13 protein-coding genes and 1 pseudogene are annotated in these 18347 nt (G+C 47.8%); 3 read left to right on the top strand and 11 right to left on the bottom strand.

Annotation, left to right across the window (positions count from 1 at the left end; genetic code table 11):
- Positions 1 to 58: 58 nt before the first annotated feature.
- The 3 genes from IEY34_RS28280 to IEY34_RS28270 are packed head-to-tail and all read right to left on the bottom strand — an operon-like array spanning position 59 to position 3841.
- Positions 59 to 1162: a GerAB/ArcD/ProY family transporter gene (locus IEY34_RS28280; RefSeq protein WP_189018432.1), complete on the bottom strand. Its 1104-nt coding sequence runs from the start codon at positions 1160 to 1162 to the stop codon at positions 59 to 61.
- Positions 1159 to 2265 (bottom strand): Ger(x)C family spore germination protein, encoded by a 1107-nt coding sequence (locus IEY34_RS28275; protein WP_229757890.1) that lies wholly within the window; start codon positions 2263 to 2265, stop codon positions 1159 to 1161. Before IEY34_RS28275 ends, IEY34_RS28280 begins: the two co-directional genes overlap by 4 nt.
- A 55-nt stretch (positions 2266 to 2320) precedes the next feature.
- Positions 2321 to 3841, bottom strand: coding sequence for a spore germination protein (locus tag IEY34_RS28270; RefSeq protein WP_189018428.1), 1521 nt, complete (start codon positions 3839 to 3841; stop codon positions 2321 to 2323).
- 1582 nt (positions 3842 to 5423) lie between these two features.
- Here IEY34_RS28270 and IEY34_RS28265 point away from each other — a divergent pair.
- Positions 5424 to 5843 carry an SGNH/GDSL hydrolase family protein gene (locus IEY34_RS28265; RefSeq protein WP_189018426.1) on the top strand — a complete coding sequence of 140 codons (420 nt, stop codon included), beginning with the start codon at positions 5424 to 5426 and terminating at the stop codon, positions 5841 to 5843.
- A gap of 154 nt (positions 5844 to 5997) precedes the next feature.
- On the opposite strand, the gene IEY34_RS28260 is transcribed toward IEY34_RS28265, so the two are convergent.
- A complete protein-coding gene (locus tag IEY34_RS28260; RefSeq protein ID WP_189018424.1) occupies positions 5998 to 6729 on the bottom strand; it encodes a DMT family transporter in 732 nt (243 codons plus the stop codon).
- Between the two features lie 148 nt (positions 6730 to 6877).
- On the opposite strand from IEY34_RS28260, the gene IEY34_RS28255 reads away from it, so the two are divergent.
- Both IEY34_RS28255 and IEY34_RS28250 read left to right on the top strand, forming a co-directional pair.
- Positions 6878 to 7744 carry a LysR family transcriptional regulator gene (locus tag IEY34_RS28255; RefSeq protein WP_189018422.1) on the top strand — a complete coding sequence of 289 codons (867 nt, stop codon included), beginning with the start codon at positions 6878 to 6880 and terminating at the stop codon, positions 7742 to 7744.
- 89 nt (positions 7745 to 7833) lie between these two features.
- The gene (locus tag IEY34_RS28250; protein WP_189018420.1) at positions 7834 to 8034 is read left to right on the top strand and encodes a hypothetical protein; all 201 of its coding nucleotides are present in this window, start codon (positions 7834 to 7836) and stop codon (positions 8032 to 8034) included.
- 5 nt (positions 8035 to 8039) lie between these two features.
- Here the strand turns inward: IEY34_RS28250 and IEY34_RS28245 are convergent.
- From IEY34_RS28245 to IEY34_RS28215, 7 genes and pseudogenes are all read right to left on the bottom strand, one after another.
- Positions 8040 to 8300: pseudogene (locus IEY34_RS28245) on the bottom strand (DUF1349 domain-containing protein); the annotation flags it as partial.
- 241 nt (positions 8301 to 8541) lie between these two features.
- The gene (locus IEY34_RS28240; RefSeq protein ID WP_189018418.1) at positions 8542 to 10977 is read right to left on the bottom strand and encodes a family 78 glycoside hydrolase catalytic domain; all 2436 of its coding nucleotides are present in this window, start codon (positions 10975 to 10977) and stop codon (positions 8542 to 8544) included.
- A 21-nt stretch (positions 10978 to 10998) separates the two neighbouring features.
- Positions 10999 to 12603: a response regulator gene (locus tag IEY34_RS28235; RefSeq protein WP_189018416.1), complete on the bottom strand. Its 1605-nt coding sequence runs from the start codon at positions 12601 to 12603 to the stop codon at positions 10999 to 11001.
- 12 nt (positions 12604 to 12615) lie between these two features.
- The gene (locus IEY34_RS28230; protein ID WP_189018414.1) at positions 12616 to 14385 is read right to left on the bottom strand and encodes a cache domain-containing sensor histidine kinase; all 1770 of its coding nucleotides are present in this window, start codon (positions 14383 to 14385) and stop codon (positions 12616 to 12618) included.
- A 77-nt stretch (positions 14386 to 14462) separates the two neighbouring features.
- On the bottom strand, positions 14463 to 16052 hold the full coding sequence (locus IEY34_RS28225; protein WP_189018413.1) for a type 2 periplasmic-binding domain-containing protein: 1590 nt from the start codon (positions 16050 to 16052) through the stop codon (positions 14463 to 14465).
- Between the two features lie 81 nt (positions 16053 to 16133).
- Complete coding sequence (locus IEY34_RS28220; RefSeq protein WP_189018411.1) at positions 16134 to 17006, bottom strand: carbohydrate ABC transporter permease; 873 nt, start codon at positions 17004 to 17006, stop codon at positions 16134 to 16136.
- An 11-nt stretch (positions 17007 to 17017) separates the two neighbouring features.
- Positions 17018 to 17920 (bottom strand): ABC transporter permease, encoded by a 903-nt coding sequence (locus IEY34_RS28215; protein WP_189018409.1) that lies wholly within the window; start codon positions 17918 to 17920, stop codon positions 17018 to 17020.
- Positions 17921 to 18347 lie beyond the last annotated feature (427 nt).

The following is an 18347-nucleotide window of genomic DNA, read 5'->3' as shown; positions in this document are numbered from 1 at the left end:
CTTTTTTTGGTATTATTTACTTGAAACCGGTTCCTTATACTTCATAGTTCCTGATGTATTAATGAGCATTTGCATATTTTTTACGTATACTTGCCACAAACCACAGCAACAAAGGAATTCCGAACATGTTAACTGGCAATACAATTGGAATCCAATATTTGGTGACATATCCGATATCCGATGCCGTTATATCCGGATACAACCATGCCTGAATGAGAATGATCGGTGCGATAAACCAAATCAGCGTTCTCCAATTTTTGATATTCAACCACTGCGCAGTCCCATAGCAGCTTATAAAAAAATAGAGAGACATTTTTATGAATACACTTACTACCCAAATTAATACGATCACCAAGTCGATATTTTCAATAAAACCGCCAAAGGAGATAAATCTAACCATATCAAAAAACGGATGTGCCATTTTTGCGGATAACCCCGGGCCAAATACCATAATGACAAAAAGACTGGAGACCATTAATAGGAAGCAAGCTACACTGAGTCCTAGAATGGCTCGAAGGGGTCCCTCCGCAGGCTTTTTCATAAAGGAAACAAGCATGGTCAACATGCAAACCTCCCCAAAAAACGATAAAGGAGTCAAAGCCCCTTTGAAAATATGACTGATTCCAGTATCCACATAAATCGGCAATATGCGTGTCCAATCCATGACTTGTATATTTAATGGCAAAATAAGAATAATCATGATTACAATAAAGGGACCCAACAGCTCGCTGCATCTCCCAATGCCTTCGATCCCCCCCATATAAGTTATATAAATGAGCAATAGGACCATTGTAATTGTGAGTATCCATATCGGCGTTCTGGGTAGAAGTGTTAGAATCGTGAAATCGCTAAACTCCTTGAGAATTACGCCAAGCACCGAATACCACTGGATAAAATAGGGGATCATAATGAGCTTTCCAAACCATTTGCCTAAAATGTCTTGACTGTACTGAACAATCGTTCGACCGGGAAATAGAAGGCTTAACTTCGTCGATACATAGGCAATAAATAAACCCAAGGCCCCCGCGATAATGCTTGCAATCCATGCGTCCTGCTGCGCCTCATTAATATTGGGGGATAGTGTAAGGAGGAGCGTATTTCCGCATTGAAATGAAACAATGATCCAGAAAATTTGTATCCCTGTCAAATCCATTTTTTTCATTTTTTAATCTCACTTTTTTTCAAATATAAAGAGGGTCCCGTTGTCCCTACTTGTTCCACGTTCAGCTTTACCTTAACGTCAACCTCCGCAGTAGCAAAATCGCGCTCCCAGTCACTTTTTAAGTCTCGCCAAGCTTGCGGGTATTTCTTATGAATTGCTTCACCGAAACCAAAAATATCTGTCTTGTATCGCGTCTGTACTTTATTAATCGTATTCAGCACTTGTTTTTCAGTCTCCTTGTTCAGCGTATCTTCGAGCAAGTTCAGATTTTTAGATTGCAAGAGGTCAAATGGCGAAGCAGTTTCCATAATCGAGCCTTTTCCTTCTAGGGTTAAATGAATTTTTATTCGATCACCTACCCGTTCAGGTCGAATTTTAGATTTCATATGGGTTCCCGAATAACTAAAACTTCCAAATTCAGATTTGGCAATCGTAATGATTTGTCTTTTCATATTTTGCTTAATCCAGTTCAGAATCCCGCTCTCATCCGGATTTAAAAATCCGACTAATTTTAATTCTTTGTTAAAAATGGCAGAACCGGTTATTCGAAATCCCGATTTCACATTATTCGTCTCAATGTAATTTGGGGAATGAGCTTTAATTGTTTCTATAACCTCTAATGTAGGACTGCTTCCATCCGTAGATGCGGAAATTAGAAAATCCCGAAGTGCCGTTTCTCCTTCCAGTCCGACAGCCAAATGTTCTTTTAGAGCAGCAATAACCGGCAGGGGCTCCAACGGATATTTTTGTTTGAGCAATTCTTCAGCAGTCCCTTTAACAATCATAATATCGATCCGCAGCTTGGACCCTGGATCCCGTGTGAAACCATCCAATATCTCAGTTACACCCTTTTTCGCCAAATCTTCGCCAATAAATAAAATTTGCCTTTGACCTCGAAGTATTCGTCTGGATATCTGAGCCTGCATGTTACGCATAACATCGAGTATATCCTTACCGCTAGACGTTGCCGTAAAATAATTCTGACCCATTTCCCCTGCGGCGCTTCTTTTCGGTAGTTTAAATTGGGCCGTTATTAGGATATTCCCGTCCTTTGACAGGTCAACGCCTGTACCTACTGCAAAAGCAACGTCATTTAATTCCAAGCGGTCCCAACACCCGGTAGTCAGAGCTATACAAACAGTAAGAACTAAGAAACATCTAATTTTTTTGATCATCTTTTGAATCGCTCCGTTTCCCCGTTTTTCCAACTGCAGGTATTCGGGTGTTATTACTGCCTGAAAGGAATGGCATTCTCTTTCTCAACATCCATCGGGGCGCGCGAATCAGCGTATCTTTTAAACTGTAGAACACCTGCGGCGTAACAGGAGCAAGATATGGTACTCCAAAGGAATGAAGGGTAACCATATGAATGAGCATCAAGAGTGCTGCCAAGACGATGCCATAAAGGCCGAAGATGCTTCCTAAAATCAATATTGGGAAACGGAGCAGTCTAAAAGCAAACCCCATGCTATATCGAGGAATCGTAAAGGAAGCAATGCCTGTTGTTGCAACAATGATAACCATCGGAGCAGACACGATACCGGCTTGCACAGCGGATTGCCCAATGACTAATGCACCGACAATACTAACCGCTGAACCGATCTGTTTGGGGAGCCTGTTACTTGCTTCACGCAATACCTCAAACATAAATTCCATGATGAGAGCTTCACCTACGGCAGAAAAAGGAATTCCCTCTCTGGCGCTAATGATGCTGTATAATAAATTAGAAGGGATTAATTGAGGATGGAAGGTGGAAACCGCAACGTAAGTTGCAGGGAGGAACAACGATAATAGAACCATGAGCAAGCGAAGCAAACGAACGAAGCTCATATACATATATCTTTCATAGTAGTCATCCGGAGTCTGTAATCCTGACCACAGCGTCATTGGCACAATTAACACGGATGGCGTTCCATCCTCAAGAATCGCTACTTTACCTTCTAACAAGCTTGCCGCCACAATATCGGGACGTTCTGTATTCTGGATAAGCGGAAACGGAGAGTATGGGGCATCCTCAATAAATTCTTCGATGTAGCTCGTGTCCAATAACCCATCGGTACAAATTCGTTCAACCCGATTGATAACTTCATTGACAATTGAATCCTGGGCAATTCCTTCAATATAGGCAATTAATACGTCTGTTTTTGTGAATTCTCCCACCGTAAGGGATTTTAATTTAAGCTTTGAACTCCGGATTTTCCTCCGCAATAAACTTGTATTCGTATTCAAGGTTTCGGAAAAGCTTTCTTTAGGTCCGCGAATCGAATACTCTATACTCGGTTCTTGAATAGTCCGTTTATCGAAACCCTGCAATTTTGCAAGAATGGTGTCCGATTCGCCATGAATCAGAATGGCAACGTTCGCATTCAAAATGCCATCAACAACGGCTTGCAGGCTGGTTGCAACCTTCGTCTCAGTGACAGCCAAAATCTGTTGCATAAGAGCTTCGCCGCTAGTTCCAACATCGCCTAAGCCTTGTGGAACGCCTTCAAAACTGAGCTTTAGCAAAGCGTTATCCAGGAGATCGGTATTTACAAGCCCGTCAATGTAAATCATAATGATGACGGTCTCCCCATCTATTTGAACAGGACGGAATGTAACATCTGAACAATTCGCGAAAATTTCTTTTAACTCTTGCTCCTTCGCATGAATATCGATCCCCAAGTCAACAGGACTCACGTGATCTCCCTCCACTATTCCCATCATCTAATAAATGTTTGCATTCATAATATAACTAAACCTTTGGTAATTTATTCAAAATCAAACCCTTTCCTGGGAAACATCCTGACGGTCCTTTTATGTGTGAACCCCTACTTTTGTCCATTGGGAGGATGGATGTGGGGTTCCGACCGCTGTTGAAATCGTTGTTCTTGAATTATTTAGTGGGAAGGCAGAAACGTTTTCTCTTTTTTCATGACCATCTGGCATAATCTGAGGAATAGACAGAGTAACGTGCCCATCTTAAACTGAAGGTGGTTAAAGTCGAATCCCGCTGAAACGGGAATTGCTATTAACGAAAGCGAAGCTACTTTTATATACATTACTTGGTATCCCATAAGCTGTTGAGCCTGTCAACACCCCCAATTTAGAAACATACGTAAAACCAAGATTCATTATCAAGACGACATCATTCGACATAATCAACAAAGATTTTGGAGCATGTGATAAATTTCGCGAATTAACGTATTTTTTTGAACTGCTAGAAGTAGAACAGAGTCTAAAAAAGTACTATTTTAAGAAATTGACACATTGGGGGAGTAATAACGTGAAAGAACTCAAACAAAATCATCGGCTCTATATGCCTGGGTTGGATGGGATCAGGGCGCTGGCCGTCCTTGCTGTAATTGCTTATCATCTAAACTGGGGATGGGCTTCAGGGGGATTCTTAGGCGTAAGTGTATTTTTTTACTTTCCGGTTATCTTATTACAGATATGCTGTTAGAAGAGCGCAAAATTCATCATCGTATCGATCTGAAAAGGTTTTGGATACGTCGCATCCGCAGATTACTTCCAGCCATGTTGTCGATGATCGTTGCTGTCGCCGTCTTTCTGGCGATAACGGATATCTCGAGGTTATTTTCCATTCAAGGGGATATATGGTCGGCGATAACCTATACAAGCAACTGGTACAACATTTTTCACCAAGTCTCCTGGGTTGGAGGCCTTTACGATGGATCGGTGTACGGTCTTACTCCATTTATCTTTGGCACTATCCTGTGATCCTATTAACTAATTCGGCTAGTCCTAATACGGATTCAAGCTACTTTCTCCAAATCATTCAGTTCGCACTTAGTATCGGACTTGCTTCTTTATCCTATTCCTTCATTGAAAACCCTTTCAGAACTGGAAATTGGCGCATTAGGTTTAAAAAAACCAAATTTAGATCGAGTTGGATTGCTACTCTGCTTCATTTTACTTTCTTAGTTAGACTCGTACCGCTTGTCGTTCTTATGATGATCTGCGTTTCCTGCATGTATAACCCGAGTAGCACAGAGGTAGCACTCACATCCCAAAGTCTGACGAATTCTGCTGCGGCTTCCACACCCGCAGTTCACTCACCTGTAGTAACGAGCCCTGTCCCGACATCTTCTTATGAAAGTAAGAATTCGACTGTTGTAACGAGCCCTGTCCCGACGGCCTCACCTAAAGCTGAGAAGTTACCTGCACTGACAAGCTCTGCCCCGACAAACTCAACTGGTGCTTATAAACTTACAGCTTCGGAGATTCAGTAATTCTGGGCGCAGCTCCAGTTTTAGAGAAAATGATAACAGGGATTGTCGTAGACGGGAAAGTCAGTCGGCAACTGTCGCAAGCTCCTGACATCATCAAACAATTCAAAGCCAATAAGACATTAGGTGAAATTGTCATCCTTCACCTAGGAACGAACGGACCTTTTACGTCGGAACAGCTTGAAAATCTCCTTGTGACGATTGGAGAAGACCGGAAGATTATTCTCATAAATACACGTGTACCCCGAAAATGGCAAGATGTTGTAAATAATTCTTTAGCCGTTGCAAGCAAAAGTCATACGAATGTCAAACTTGTCGACTGGTATTCATTGAGTAAAAACAAGCCGGACTGGTTTGCAAATGACGGCGTTCACTTGACAACCAAGGGAGCTGAAGCTTTCTCCAAACTTATTCTTGATTCTGTTTCATTAATAAAGAAAGGCGGGTCATAGGTACAACTCGAGGAAATGGCCAATGCCTTCAATTTCCCCTTACAAATCTCTCGGGTAGCTACGCCAGTTGACGGCATTCGCCGTTAATCTGGCTTTTTTATTTTTTGCTTGAAACCGGTTCCTTATACTTCGTAATTCCTGGGGACCTGCTTTTTTATGAAGGATTGCCAATCAGATACGACGACACCGAAAAGGACAATCGCCGCACCAATGGTTGAACAACAAAGCCAAAGGCGCTGCATACGAGGCTAAGCACCAGGATGGAGATCCATCCGTTTAATGTGGCTGGTAGCGAAGGCGTTTCAAAAATAAACGAGAACAGCAATCCTAAGGCGCCAGCAAAACCTAATTGCCATATACCCAAATTCAGCGAATCCACTTTTTTAGCTGCGGTTCTAGTAAGGATGATATAAACGGCGTAAAATAACGCTGACAGAATGCATAAGAAATCACCCGGATATATACGTAATTGGCTGTTGAGCGTAAGGAGCCCCATTCCGATGAAGGCGAGGCTGACGCCAACGATAAGGCTGGGATGCGGCTTTCTCTTACATACAAGAACATAAATGAAGGGCACAAAAATGACCGTGAGGCTAACCAAAAAGCCGGCATTGGATGTCGTTGTCGTTTTCAGGCCAAAGGTAATGCATGTAAAGATACAAAACAATAAGAACCCGAGATAAGCTCCATATTTGATAGTGGATAAATTCGTTCTCCGTAAATGTTTAAAGAAAAGGCCTGCTGTGACAAGGAAAGCAAATCCGAAACGCAAAGCGATTAAATTAAACTCATCGATGGCATTCAATCCATACTGCATGAAGAGGTACGAAGATCCCCAACATAAGGTCACTGCGATCATCAACCACTCTGCTTTTTGACGATTCATTTCTGATCCTCCTGCTTCTTATCTCAGCTGTAATGATTTCCAGTTCCGTTGCTACCCTAGTATACTAAACCTTTATATACAAGAATAATGAATGTTTATTATACTATACATGATAATTACTCATGTAAATTGGAAGGGGCGGATTTCATTGAGTATAGCCAAATACGAAGTTTTCATGAAAGTCGTTGAGTTGGGGAGCCTGACCAAGGCTGCCGAATTGCTGGGCTTCACCCAATCAGGCGTAAGCCATACCATTAGCAGTCTGGAATCGGAGCTTGGATTCACGCTTCTGCTCCGTGGTCGCTCGGGCGTCAAATTAACGGCGAATGGCGAGCAGCTGCTCAAACCGATCCGAGAAATCCTCAATTGGAACGAGCAATTGAAGCAGGTTGCTGCCTCCATCCATGGCTTAGAAACGGGAACGATCCGTATCGGCACCTTTACCAGCGTGTCTGTTCACTGGCTTCCAGGCATGATGAAGCAATATCAGAATGACTATCCGAATATTACATTTAAACTGATGGAAGGCGACTATGAAGAGATCGAGAACTGGATCGCAGCAGGCGAAGTGGACTGCGGGTTTATTACAATTCCCGCACGGGGAAGCTTTGATGTTGTTCCACTGAAGAAGGACCGGATGTTGGCCATTTTGCCGATGACGCATCCCCTGAGTCAACTCCCCTTCTTCCCTTTATCACAGATTGACAAAGAGCCCTTCATCATTCAGCGTGAAGGATCGGATTACGATGTCAGACGCATCTTGGATCAATCGTCGATCAAACCTACCATTAAGTTCTCGTCTGGGGATGATTATGCTATCATCGCGATGGTGGAGAACGGGCTGGGCATCTCCATACTTCCTGAACTGGTGCTTCAGGGAAGGGATCACAACGTTCACTCGCTGGAGTTGGAGGATCATCGTTACCGCTTCCTGGGCATTGCCGTTCATTCCATGAAGGATGCATCACCAGCCACCAAACGGTTTATCAATTATGTGCAGCAATGGTTGAAGTGATTTTCCTGGTAAGTGAGCCAAAGGCTGCCAATCATACGGCAGCCTAATCGGCTGCGTTAAGGTTGTTTTTCAGCCTTACGGAGTGGCGGATGAGCGTTTGGCGTTCGTTAACGCTGAAATTCAGCGTTACGGTGGGGGTGTCGAAGCTTTGCCCAGAATTCGGCTGCGTTAAGGTTGTTTTTCAGCCTTATGGGGTGACGGAGGGGCGTTTGGCGTTCGTTAACGCTGAAATTCAGCGTTACGGTGATGCCAGCAAGTCCCAATCTGCACTTTGCAACGGCTACTTGTGAATTCACTATTCTACGGGAGGATCAATATGAAGATCTTGGTCCGGCTCTGTGAAACCCCAGCGAGTGAAGGTGACCTCGAATCCCGCACGGGTTGGCGAACAGGTATAAGGACCTGCCTGATTCCCGGCTTCGTAGGGGAAACGCGCTACACGAACCGTGCGCCATCCGTGATGTTCTGTCCGTGCCCTGATAATCACAGCATCCTTTAGAGTAGAAGCACGCAGTGTGACCTCTTCGCCTACCCAATCCGGTACAGCCGCGAGTGACCTGTTTCATTTCGGTTAGCGTTGGAGCTGCAGTTTTTGAATTAACATTGCTGTAATAAAGAACTAAATAATGGCTTGACTGATAAACGATTGTTGCATAGGAACTGAGAGGCTGTTGATGTTCTTGGAAACGCTTATTTCCAAGTTATCTTTCTAACCAAAGTCATAAACTCTTATGATTTCATTGTTATCGAGTTTATAACTAAGAGGTTAAAGTCACGAGGGTTTGCTCGTTTTATTTTTATCCTACATATACCACATGCTTACCCACGCCATAAGAAACACCTTGAGACAAGACGGTTACACCTTCGGGCACTGTCAGGTTCAGCCGAATTTCTACGGCGTGCTCGGTCTCGCGTTCCACCCGAACTGCCAAAACGCCGCATGCCGTCGGAATAGAACCTTCCGCCCAGGTTAGACCGCCAAGGAGCCGTGGGGAAATCTCTACTACGGTGTGTCCGGGTTTAAGTGAGCGTACACCCAGAATCGCATGTAAGAACATGTAAACGGGCATGCTTCCCCAGGCGTGGCACGCTGAGCTGAAATGCACTTCCCCCGACTGCTTATCCTGATAGAACAAGCCCCACCATTCCCATACCGTCGTAGCACCGGCTTCAACCATTGGACCGTACCTCTCAAGCACCAGCTCCAGCATACGCTCTTCACGGCCAAGCTTGCCGAGTGCCCTATAAACGGTCAACATGAAGAATGGGCTGGCTTGAATGGCTCTCCCTGCCGCTTCAGTCGAGAATATCGCCTCATAAATCTCTCGGCTTCGCTCGTCTTCAACTGCATGCAGAACAACCAACGCTAGGGCGTTCGCCGATTCACTGTATAGTACACTAGGGACGCCTTTGACCAAACACTCCATGTAGACGCCGACCTCCGGCAGCCATAAAGTTTGCTTGATACTGTCCGCTAATCGGTCGCTTACCCTCTTGTAATACGCCTCGGCCTCATGATCCCCGGCCAATCCGGCATAGCTGATCGCTTGGCGCATCGCTTCCAGATAAAGCAAGTTGAGCGCCGTAACGATCCCACCGCGTTCTACGTCCGGCCATCTGCCGAGTGGCGCCTCGCCCGCGTCCACATAGGCCCAATATGGCACGTCCACAAGCAGTCCATCTTCATCCTCGAAGCCTGAGAACCAGCGAAGTGCCTGAACGATGTTCGGCCACCATTCGGCCAGAAGCCCGTCATCCCCGTAAGCGTCCCGATACTCGCCGAAGGAACTGATCCAGTGCAGGCAAAACGACGGAATCGGCGGGTAGTTGTGATGTCCATCCGGATACCGCTGGGCCGTCATACCCTGCCAATCCTGAGATTGGCCAACCTGTTCCAGAAGCTTGCGGTGCAGCCTTCCATCCCCTGAATAATACGTCTGGTAAAGCCCCTGCCAGCGTCCATCACCCATCCACTGCTGCTGCTCGCGACTGGGCGAATCGACGAAAGCATCCTGCATACAGATGCGTATAGTATGCTCGGAGATTTCCCAGACCCGCTGCAGCGTCTGGTCACTGCACTTGAACGCCGCTGGCTGCGCCACAGGGTAGCGGCGGGTTCGCAGCCCCACCCTGTGCACACAAACGGGGCGGGAATCCACATGCCGAACCCGCAGCTGTACGTAGCGGCACGCCTTCCAGCCAAAGCCCACTTCCAGCTGCTGTCGTCCCTCTGCGAGGATAAATCTATCCAGGGAACGATTGTTATTCCCGTTAAGCAGCGCCTTGCCTTCCCACAGCTCTTCGGCATACACCACATCGACGACGGTACCGGCGGTACCGGTAACCTCAAGCTGCAAATAACCTGGCTCGATCCTGCCGAAATCGTAGGTCAGCACTTCAGCCTCGTCTGGTGAAGGCGATTGAGACCCTACGTCTCGTGGCGAATCCAAGGGGCTTGCCTCGATCAGATGCATTCCCTTCGTTTCCTCCATGATATCCAGATGCATTCTCCCGGAAGGTGCCGGAAGCTTAGGGATGACGCCACGGCTCACAAACCGCAGCGCATCCAGCTCCTTCTCTTCCAGCAGCGGAATGGGTCTGCGCACGAAGTTCCAGAAGGGCGACAGCCGGAAACCTCGCTGTTGGGCCGACTCCCAGCCGTCCACCGCAGTGTCTGGCAGATGCCAGTCCTCCCGTTCCAGCCGGGCATCGTATATTTCGATGGGCCCTTGGCAGCCGTTCACTCGAGGGGCTCGAGAATCGTAAGCGTCCGCTTTGCGACATAACCATGTCGAGTTCGTACCCAGAAGGATCGTCTCTCCTCCAGGCACGGACACGCTCAGCTCAGCCAGCAGTGCGGGAATCCGATCGATTGATTGCCCAGTTCCGTAGCCGTAATACAGCACCATGACAGCGATGCAGTTTCGGCCTGGCCGAAGCAGCTTCGAAACCGGAAGCTCGTCGACATACTGCCATCTGGGATCACTCCGGCAAGGTCCTCGACCTGCGTACATCCCATTCACATATACAATATACCTGGAGTCGGCAAAAATTCTCAGCGTTCCGGATGCCGTCACATCCGCAGGGAGCTCAAAGCTTTTGCGGAATTGACAATAAGACTGCGCCGGGTGTTCATAATGTGTTTCCACCTCGGCTGGATGCCAGATGAGGCCCGTATCGGTTCCCCATTCCCATGGCAAGGAACTGCGTCTCTGAAATCGAGCTATAGTCACTGTCTATCCTCTCGCTCTCCATTAGATTCTTCTGCCGTTAGGCTCATATTTCTGCGGCGAAGTGCCGGTAATTTTCTTAAAGAGCGTACAAAAATATTTCTCATTCTGAATGCCAACAGCCTCTGCAAGCTCTTGATTCGTATAAGCCTGCTTGCGCATAAGCTCAATAGCCCGCTCAATCCTGCGCTTGGCGACGTAGTCTGTAAAGTTGATGCCCAGCTCTTTCTTGAACAGCTCGCTGACATAGGACAGATTCAAGTGAATATGGTCCGCAAGATGGCTCAGCGAGAGCGACTCGTGGAGGTGCTCCTCGACGTACAGGATCGCCTTGGCCATATCCGGTCTTAGACTTACAGGCTCCGCTTTGGATAAGATACGCTCCCACTCCAAACGGAGCCATTCCGTCAATTGATGCAAATGCGTACAGACGTCCTGTTGGAGCGGCTTCGTGTCATCCAGCTCATTGCCGACCCGGAACAACTTGCGCTGCAGCCGGACTAACCACCTCTCGAGATAGGGCAGCAGCTTGTACGAGGGAATGCGGTACGTGTGCAGCAGCTTGAGAAGCGGTGCCAGCTCGTCTTTATCAGAAGCCGAGGATACGCGATCCAGTACATGTTCAAACCGCTCGAACATGACTCGCGCATCGGCTTCGTTATAGACCAAGCGGCGATTCGGCGTTACGACCATGCCGAAGCTGAAGTAGAACGAATCAGCTAGTGCTGCCAAAGCCTCCCTATACGCTTCGGCTGCCTGCTCCCAGCCACGATGTCGGCGGCTCACTCCAATGGAAACGGATAGACGCAAATATGATTTCATGTGGGTAAGAAGCTCCTCGGCCAGCTCAAGCCCCTGTCTATCAACGCCTTGTTCTCCCGCTGCCTGAATCATGGCAAATCCGACAAGCGTGTTGGGGGACATCTCACATACGAAACAACCGCCCGCAGCCTGAAGCACCTCCTCCATAATATTCAGCATGCCGTACTTGAGCGAATTGCGGTCAGCAGGCGAATACTCTGCACAGAAGGCCGCATAGTCATCCAAACGCACCACAAAGCTGGCGTACTGGCCAGGCTGGAAGCTCGGAGCGTACTCAAGGCTTCTTCGCTTCATCGTCGTGGCGCTCATCTCTCCTCGTATAAGCTCATCGAGCATCTGCTTGCGCATTCGGTGAGAATCACCTTTCACTGCTCCGCTGAGGCTGTGCAGCCTTAGGTCCTTCTCCTCCCAACCCAGCACATTATCCCGCGCCTTCGCCAGTGCCGCTAGCACCTCCTGCTCCCGCAGCGGCACCTTGACCAAATATTCAAAAACTCCCATGGCAATCGCCTGCTTGGCGTAAGCAAAGTCAGCGTATGCGCTCAGAATGATAAATTCAATGCGGGGGTGACTTTCCCTCAGCTCTCTAATCATCTCCAAGCCATTCTTGCCCGGCATGACCACATCCGTCAAAATCAAATCCGGCTTCAGTCGCTCAGCCTGCTCCAGCCCCTCGCTGCCCGAATAAGCTGATCCTACCAGCTTATACGGCAGCCGCTGCTCTGCCCACCGCTCGAACATGCGCTGCAGCCGCTGCACCATCGGCGGCTCGTCATCGACGATCAAGCATGTGATCACTTCCCGCATGTCCATTCCTCCTTAGACGGCTAAGATATTCCGTTCATTCACTCGCAAATCGGGAAACCGCAATGTGACCCGGGTCCCCTTGCCTTCCTCACTCCACACGCTAAGACCGTAAGACTCGCCGTAGTTCAACTGAATTCGCTGATGAATGTTGTACAAGCCGATTCGTTTGCGCCTTTCCGTTAGAGCGGCATTCTCCTGAAGAGGGAGAAGCAGCAGCGACACCTTCTCTGGAGACATCCCCACCCCTTCGTCCGTTACATCAATCACGAGTTGACCCTCCGCGCGCAGCGCTGTAATGCGAATTACGCCCGCTAGTCTTCCGCCGCCATAGCCGTGGAAAATACTGTTCTCCACAATCGGCTGAAGCGCCATTCTCAATACGGGATGTGTTAGCACCTCAGGATCGATCTCTTCCAGGAGCTCGAACACGCTGTCATACCGGACATTCTGGATGTGCAAGTAATCTTTTACATTCCTAAGTTCCTGGTTCAGACTGGCCCTATCGGAGAAATCCGTAATGCCATATTCCAGAATGGCGATCAGCGCGCCGATCAAATTGTCCACTTCATCATATCTGCCTACGTCCACCACATTACTGATCGAGCCTAACGTATTATAGAGAAAGTGCGGATTGATTTGCGATTGCAGCACCTGGATTTCTAGTTCCTTCTTCCTGCGTTCGCTGATGTTGACTTGCTCAAGCAGCGTTCGTATCCGCCCCAGCATCGTATTAAACGTATCGGTCAGCTCGCCGAATTCATCATTCCGTATCCTGGGAATCGTTACATTCAGATCGCCCTGTCTCACCTGACTCATCTTGCGGATCAAGTAATAGACCGGTGTCCGAATCATCCGGGCAACGAAGGCTGCCGTCACAATGCTGAGGAGGAGACCAACAGCCAGCAGCCAGAAGAAAAAGCTTTCCATCCGCTGCAGGGATTTCTGCAGCGAGGTGCTGTCGGAGAAAGCGAACACAATCCATTTCGTTCTAGGAATGAAGCCTTTCATCACGGTGACAGGAATACCGTTCATATGCTCTTGGAACACATCGTCCTTCTGATGGATCAACTCCATGCTGTCCCGTTCGTCGAACAGAAGCTGGTGGTCTCTCGCTCGGAATGGCCCGCCCGCAGAAGGCTCGAGAATGACACGACCTTGATCGTCGAGAATGGCAAGCTGCAGGTTGCTGCCGTGACTGATCTGGTCCATTCGCTCCTGCAAGGCCGTTAAGTTAAGGTCAACCGCAATAACCATCGGTTCCCCGGCGAAAGTCAACACTTTGGTGAATGTAACCGTCCAGCCGGAGAAGAAAGATTGGTAGGGATTACTGACCGAAATACTGCCATAAGCGTTGCTGTAAGCAGTTCGGTACAGCTCCTCCCGAGTTGGCATCGGATCGTTCAATACCTTAGTGACAGGATTGCCTCCAATTATGGAAAGGTCCTTTCGGATCAAATACACATCCGTCAGCATCTCGGAGTGAGTGCGATATACCCCCTCCAACCCCGCTTGGGCCGCGCTCATATCGTTGCGCCACGTTTCGGAAGACGAGGATAACAGGGCAATCGTGTTCTGGACCAGGGCGAAATATAAGTCCATATACTGCTGTTCCTTTACGAGAAGCTGCTTGGCCAGTTCCATTTGGCTGGTGGAAATCTCATTCTTAATGTACCGGTAGGACAAGGTGCTCACAATCACTTCCGAGCTCAGCACAAAGATGAAACAAACAATGAATAATCGGAAAGATATAGTGTGAAACAGCTTTCGAATCCTATCCCGCATACGTTCCACCCCTGCATGGTTATTCCCGTTCCCCATAGGGAAGAAGAGGAGAACGGCGTCTCCCCTTCTTGGAACGGTTATTTAATCACGCCATCGCTTTGGAGCTGTTTGGTGTAGTTGGCGATGGCGTCGTTAAGCTTAAATTTGTCCTCCAGTGTCTTCACATACGTATCCCAATTGCTGAGCGGCTCCTTGCCGGTGACGAACTTGAGCATCATCTCATTAACATACTTGACGCGGTCCTGTGCCAGAGGATCATTCGGATCGTCAAATACACGAGGATTGACATTGTTGTCTTTTAAATAGCTGGTATTAATTTTCTGATTAGCATTGGTGACATCCGGATTCTTGAAGTCAAAGTACACGCCGTCATTGGCCTTGCGGACGAAGGCGTAATTATAGCGCCATTCCACTTCCTTCTCATTGTAGGTCGCCCTGTCGATCAAGGCTGGCTGGCCGTTCACGGTCTTGAAGGTTTTATCTTTAATTCCGTAAGCCAGGTAAGGATAAGCTTCCTTGTTCGTATACAAATATTGAATGAACTGCATGGCGCGCTTGGTCTTGGCGGGATCCTTAAGCGCTTCCTTAGAAAGGCCGATCAGCGACTGCTGGAATGGCTTCACATCGAGAATTTGATCGCCGTACGGCCCTTTCGGCGGCGCAATCTGTTTCCACTCCGGTACGCTTCCGCCGACATCCTGCATTTTCTTCTGTTCGGCAGGCTCCATACGGCGCCAGTCTACAATCATAATGCCGTCCTTGCCCTGATACATCTTATTATCCCGCTTCAGCCCATCATCAATCGTTACCCAGTCCGGATCAACAACTTTGGCTTGAATCATTTCGTTAATGAACTGCAGCGCTTCTTTGGTTTTCGGGTCCGTGTTGTACAGAGCGACCTTACCTTCCTTCACGTCGACGAAGCCTGGCTGTACCCCGAACATCCAGAAAATTTGCTGGAATCCTTGAGCCCCGCTGCTGTTTCCAAGCGATCCATCCTTAGGCAGCATGGCGAGGAATCCGTACGTGTCGTTCTTGCCGTTCCCGTCCGGATCATTGAATGTGAACGCCTTCATAACGTTCATAAGTTCTTGCTGATTAGTCGGAACTTGAAGGTTCAACTTCTTCAACCAAGTTGTGTTTATCCACCAGCCATTCACACCTCCGACCCCTTCGGACGCCGGAACCCCAATCATATGGCCCTTATATTTCATAGGCTCTAGTCTAGATGGATCGAAAGCCTTGGTCAGCTCAGGCACTTCCTTGAGCGCATCGTCCAGCTCTGCGACAAGTCCTTGGTCGTAATATTTAATGGCGCTTGCGCGGTCGGGAAATGTGAGAATGTCCGGAATTTGATTGGACGAAATAAGCAGATTCAGCTTATCCTTCCAATTCTCGCCGCCGAGCGTCATCTCCAACTCAATGTTGTTGTCCTTCTCGATCATTTGGCGGATAGGGTCGTTTTCCTTCGAAGGCATCGGCGTTGTCAGTCGGTAGCCGATCGTGTTGTAGAAATTCAGCTTCAGCTTCTTCTGAGCCTCCGGCTGGGCACTTGTTGTTGCCTTGTTGTCAGTCCCCGGTTTTGAATCGGCCTTGCTGCAGCCAGCCGCAGTCATACTTAGGGCAACAGTCAGGGCAAGCATAGCTTGTGCATGTCTCTTTTTCATCGATAAACCTCTCCCTTAAAATGTATTATACATGTTTATATCAAGAGTTTCCTCATGATAAAGATGGCAGAGCCTGCTCGGCTATCCCTTGACCGAACCGAGCAGAACACCTCTGGTGAAATGCTTCTGGATGAATGGATACACGAGCAGAATTGGAATTGTCGTCACTGCAACGGAGGCCATCTGCACCGATATGGGGTTAACCGAATTGGCGGCTTCAGCGGCATCCCCGCTGATCGCTACCGAAGCAAGCAAGATTTGTCTTAAAAACAGCTGCAGAGGCTGCTTCGATGCATCGTTGATATACAACAAAGCGTCGAAATAGCTGTTCCAGTGCCACACCGCGTAGAATAAGCCGACCGTTGCGATAATCGGGACAGATAGCGGAAGCACGATCCGAAACAAAATAGCCAATTCACCGGCACCGTCGATCCTTGCCGCTTCATCGATAGCCTCTGGCAGTTGTTCGAAGAAACTTTTAACGATCATCATGTAAAAGGCATTGATTAGCCCAGGGATAATGAGAGACCATGATGAGTCCAGCAAGCCGATCTCCTTCACGAGCAAATAGCTCGGAATGAAGCCCCCGTTAAACAGCATCGTGAATACAATGAACATCAGGAAATAACTGCGCCCAGGGAGAGATTTGCGGGAAAGAGGCAAGGCCGTAAGGACGGTGAAGATAAGATTGAAAACCGTTCCAACCCCAACCCGGAACAGCGTAGCCTGATAAGCTTCTGTCAGTCGTCCGCCTTGCATAATCGCCTCATAGGCAGTCCAGGTCACCTTAGTGGGAATGAGGACGAGGCCGTCATTCTTAATTACCTCGGATATAGGCGTGACTGACACAGTGATGACGTAGATGAAAGGAATCACACATGTAGCAGCGAGTAGGGAAAGCAGCGTATAGTTCAGTATTTGGGTGATGCGTTCGCTATTGGTCATAGTATTCATAGAGCTTCCTCCTACCAGATTTGTCCGTCGAATCTCTTGGCTAGTCGGTTAGCGCCGAGCACTAACACGAAGCCGATGACAGACTTGAACAGTCCTACCGCCGTCGCGAGCCCAATACGGCCTTCCTGCATGCCGACCCGGTAGACCCAGGTTTCAATGACATCCGCCTTCTCCTGATTCAGCGGGTTCATCATGATATAGATTTGATCGAAACCTACATCGAGAATCGCACTGAGGCGCAGAATCAGCATCAAAATAATTACGTTGCGGATTCCTGGCAGCGTGATGCTCCAAATTTGCCTCCAACGGGAAGCACCGTCAACGGTTGCTGCCTCGTAAAGGGAAGGATCGATTCCCGTCAAAGCGGCCAAGTAAATGATGGCCCCCCAACCGACCGACTGCCAAATATCCGTTCCGACAATGAGCGATCTAATCAAACTCGGCTCCGTGAGGAACGAGATGCGCTCCAGATGGAAGGCTGTCAGCAGTTGGTTGACCAGTCCGGTGCCCGGCGCTAGAAAAGCAACCATTAAGCCGTAGATGATCACCCATGACAAAAAGTGAGGCAAATACGTCAATGTCTGAATCGTTCGCTTGAATCCGCCGGAAGTAACGCTATTCAGCATCAAAGCCAAAATAATTGGAGCAGGAAAAGAAAACACGAGCTTGTATAAAGAAATCAGTATCGTATTCCCAATAATTTGGTAAAAGTAGACACCTTCGAAGAAGAATTTGAAGTTCTGCCATCCTACCCACGGACTTTCCCACAGCCCTTTAAGCACATTGTAATTTTTGAAACCAGCGGTGATATACATCATAGGAACGTACTTGAATACCGCAAAATACAGCAAACCGGGCAGCAGAAGCACATACATGATACTGTATCTGCGGAACTGTCGAGCTATTTGGGCCATAACGTTTCTCTCCTCTTGTCTATCTTGATAGCTTTATTCTAGCTCTTCGAATGAACCCCGCATTCCAAATTCTTCGGCAAAAAGTTTGCTATTTTCGAATGTGCTTGGAAATTGCCGTCTATATCGGCTTGAGGCACCAAGAACTTATAACCTGCCGATGATCAAAAACTTTTTGCTTAAAAATTTAGATCTCTTCCCGTTTTCAGCCGCCCTGAGAGTTGAGAGATGTGCCTCTTCAAGCAACAAATCCTGAAGGGGAACTCTGGTACGTTATTTGGGCAAATAGCAGGGATGCTGTGGCAATAGCGGAACTACAGAGACCGTCGATTAACTCCTTAAATTTAGCAAACATCGGGAGGAGTAGGTTTCGTCTATTCCTCTCCCCCCCCAATGAAAACCCCGAATTTACTTTAAAATGACTATTTAT

It is taken from the genome of Paenibacillus marchantiophytorum, from assembly GCF_014640555.1.
GTDB lineage: Bacteria > Bacillota > Bacilli > Paenibacillales > NBRC-103111 > Paenibacillus_E > Paenibacillus_E marchantiophytorum.
Note: the sequence above shows the minus strand (reverse complement) of the source record. Positions and strands in the feature narration are given on the sequence as shown.

Excerpts from the sequence above, each read along its gene's own strand:
- IEY34_RS28260 (WP_189018424.1), bottom strand. The coding sequence starts at position 6,729 with ATGAATCGTCAAAAAGCAGAGTGGTTGATGATCGCAGTGACCTTATGT.
- IEY34_RS28280 (WP_189018432.1), bottom strand. The coding sequence starts at position 1,162 with ATGAAAAAAATGGATTTGACAGGGATACAAATTTTCTGGATCATTGTT.
- IEY34_RS28235 (WP_189018416.1), bottom strand. The coding sequence starts at position 12,603 with ATGCGGGAAGTGATCACATGCTTGATCGTCGATGACGAGCCGCCGATG.
- IEY34_RS28220 (WP_189018411.1), bottom strand. The coding sequence starts at position 17,006 with ATGAATACTATGACCAATAGCGAACGCATCACCCAAATACTGAACTAT.
- IEY34_RS28215 (WP_189018409.1), bottom strand. The coding sequence starts at position 17,920 with ATGGCCCAAATAGCTCGACAGTTCCGCAGATACAGTATCATGTATGTG.
- IEY34_RS28250 (WP_189018420.1), top strand. The coding sequence starts at position 7,834 with ATGAGCGTTTGGCGTTCGTTAACGCTGAAATTCAGCGTTACGGTGGGG.
- IEY34_RS28225 (WP_189018413.1), bottom strand. The coding sequence starts at position 16,052 with ATGAAAAAGAGACATGCACAAGCTATGCTTGCCCTGACTGTTGCCCTA.
- IEY34_RS28230 (WP_189018414.1), bottom strand. The coding sequence starts at position 14,385 with ATGCGGGATAGGATTCGAAAGCTGTTTCACACTATATCTTTCCGATTA.
- IEY34_RS28265 (WP_189018426.1), top strand. The coding sequence starts at position 5,424 with ATGATAACAGGGATTGTCGTAGACGGGAAAGTCAGTCGGCAACTGTCG.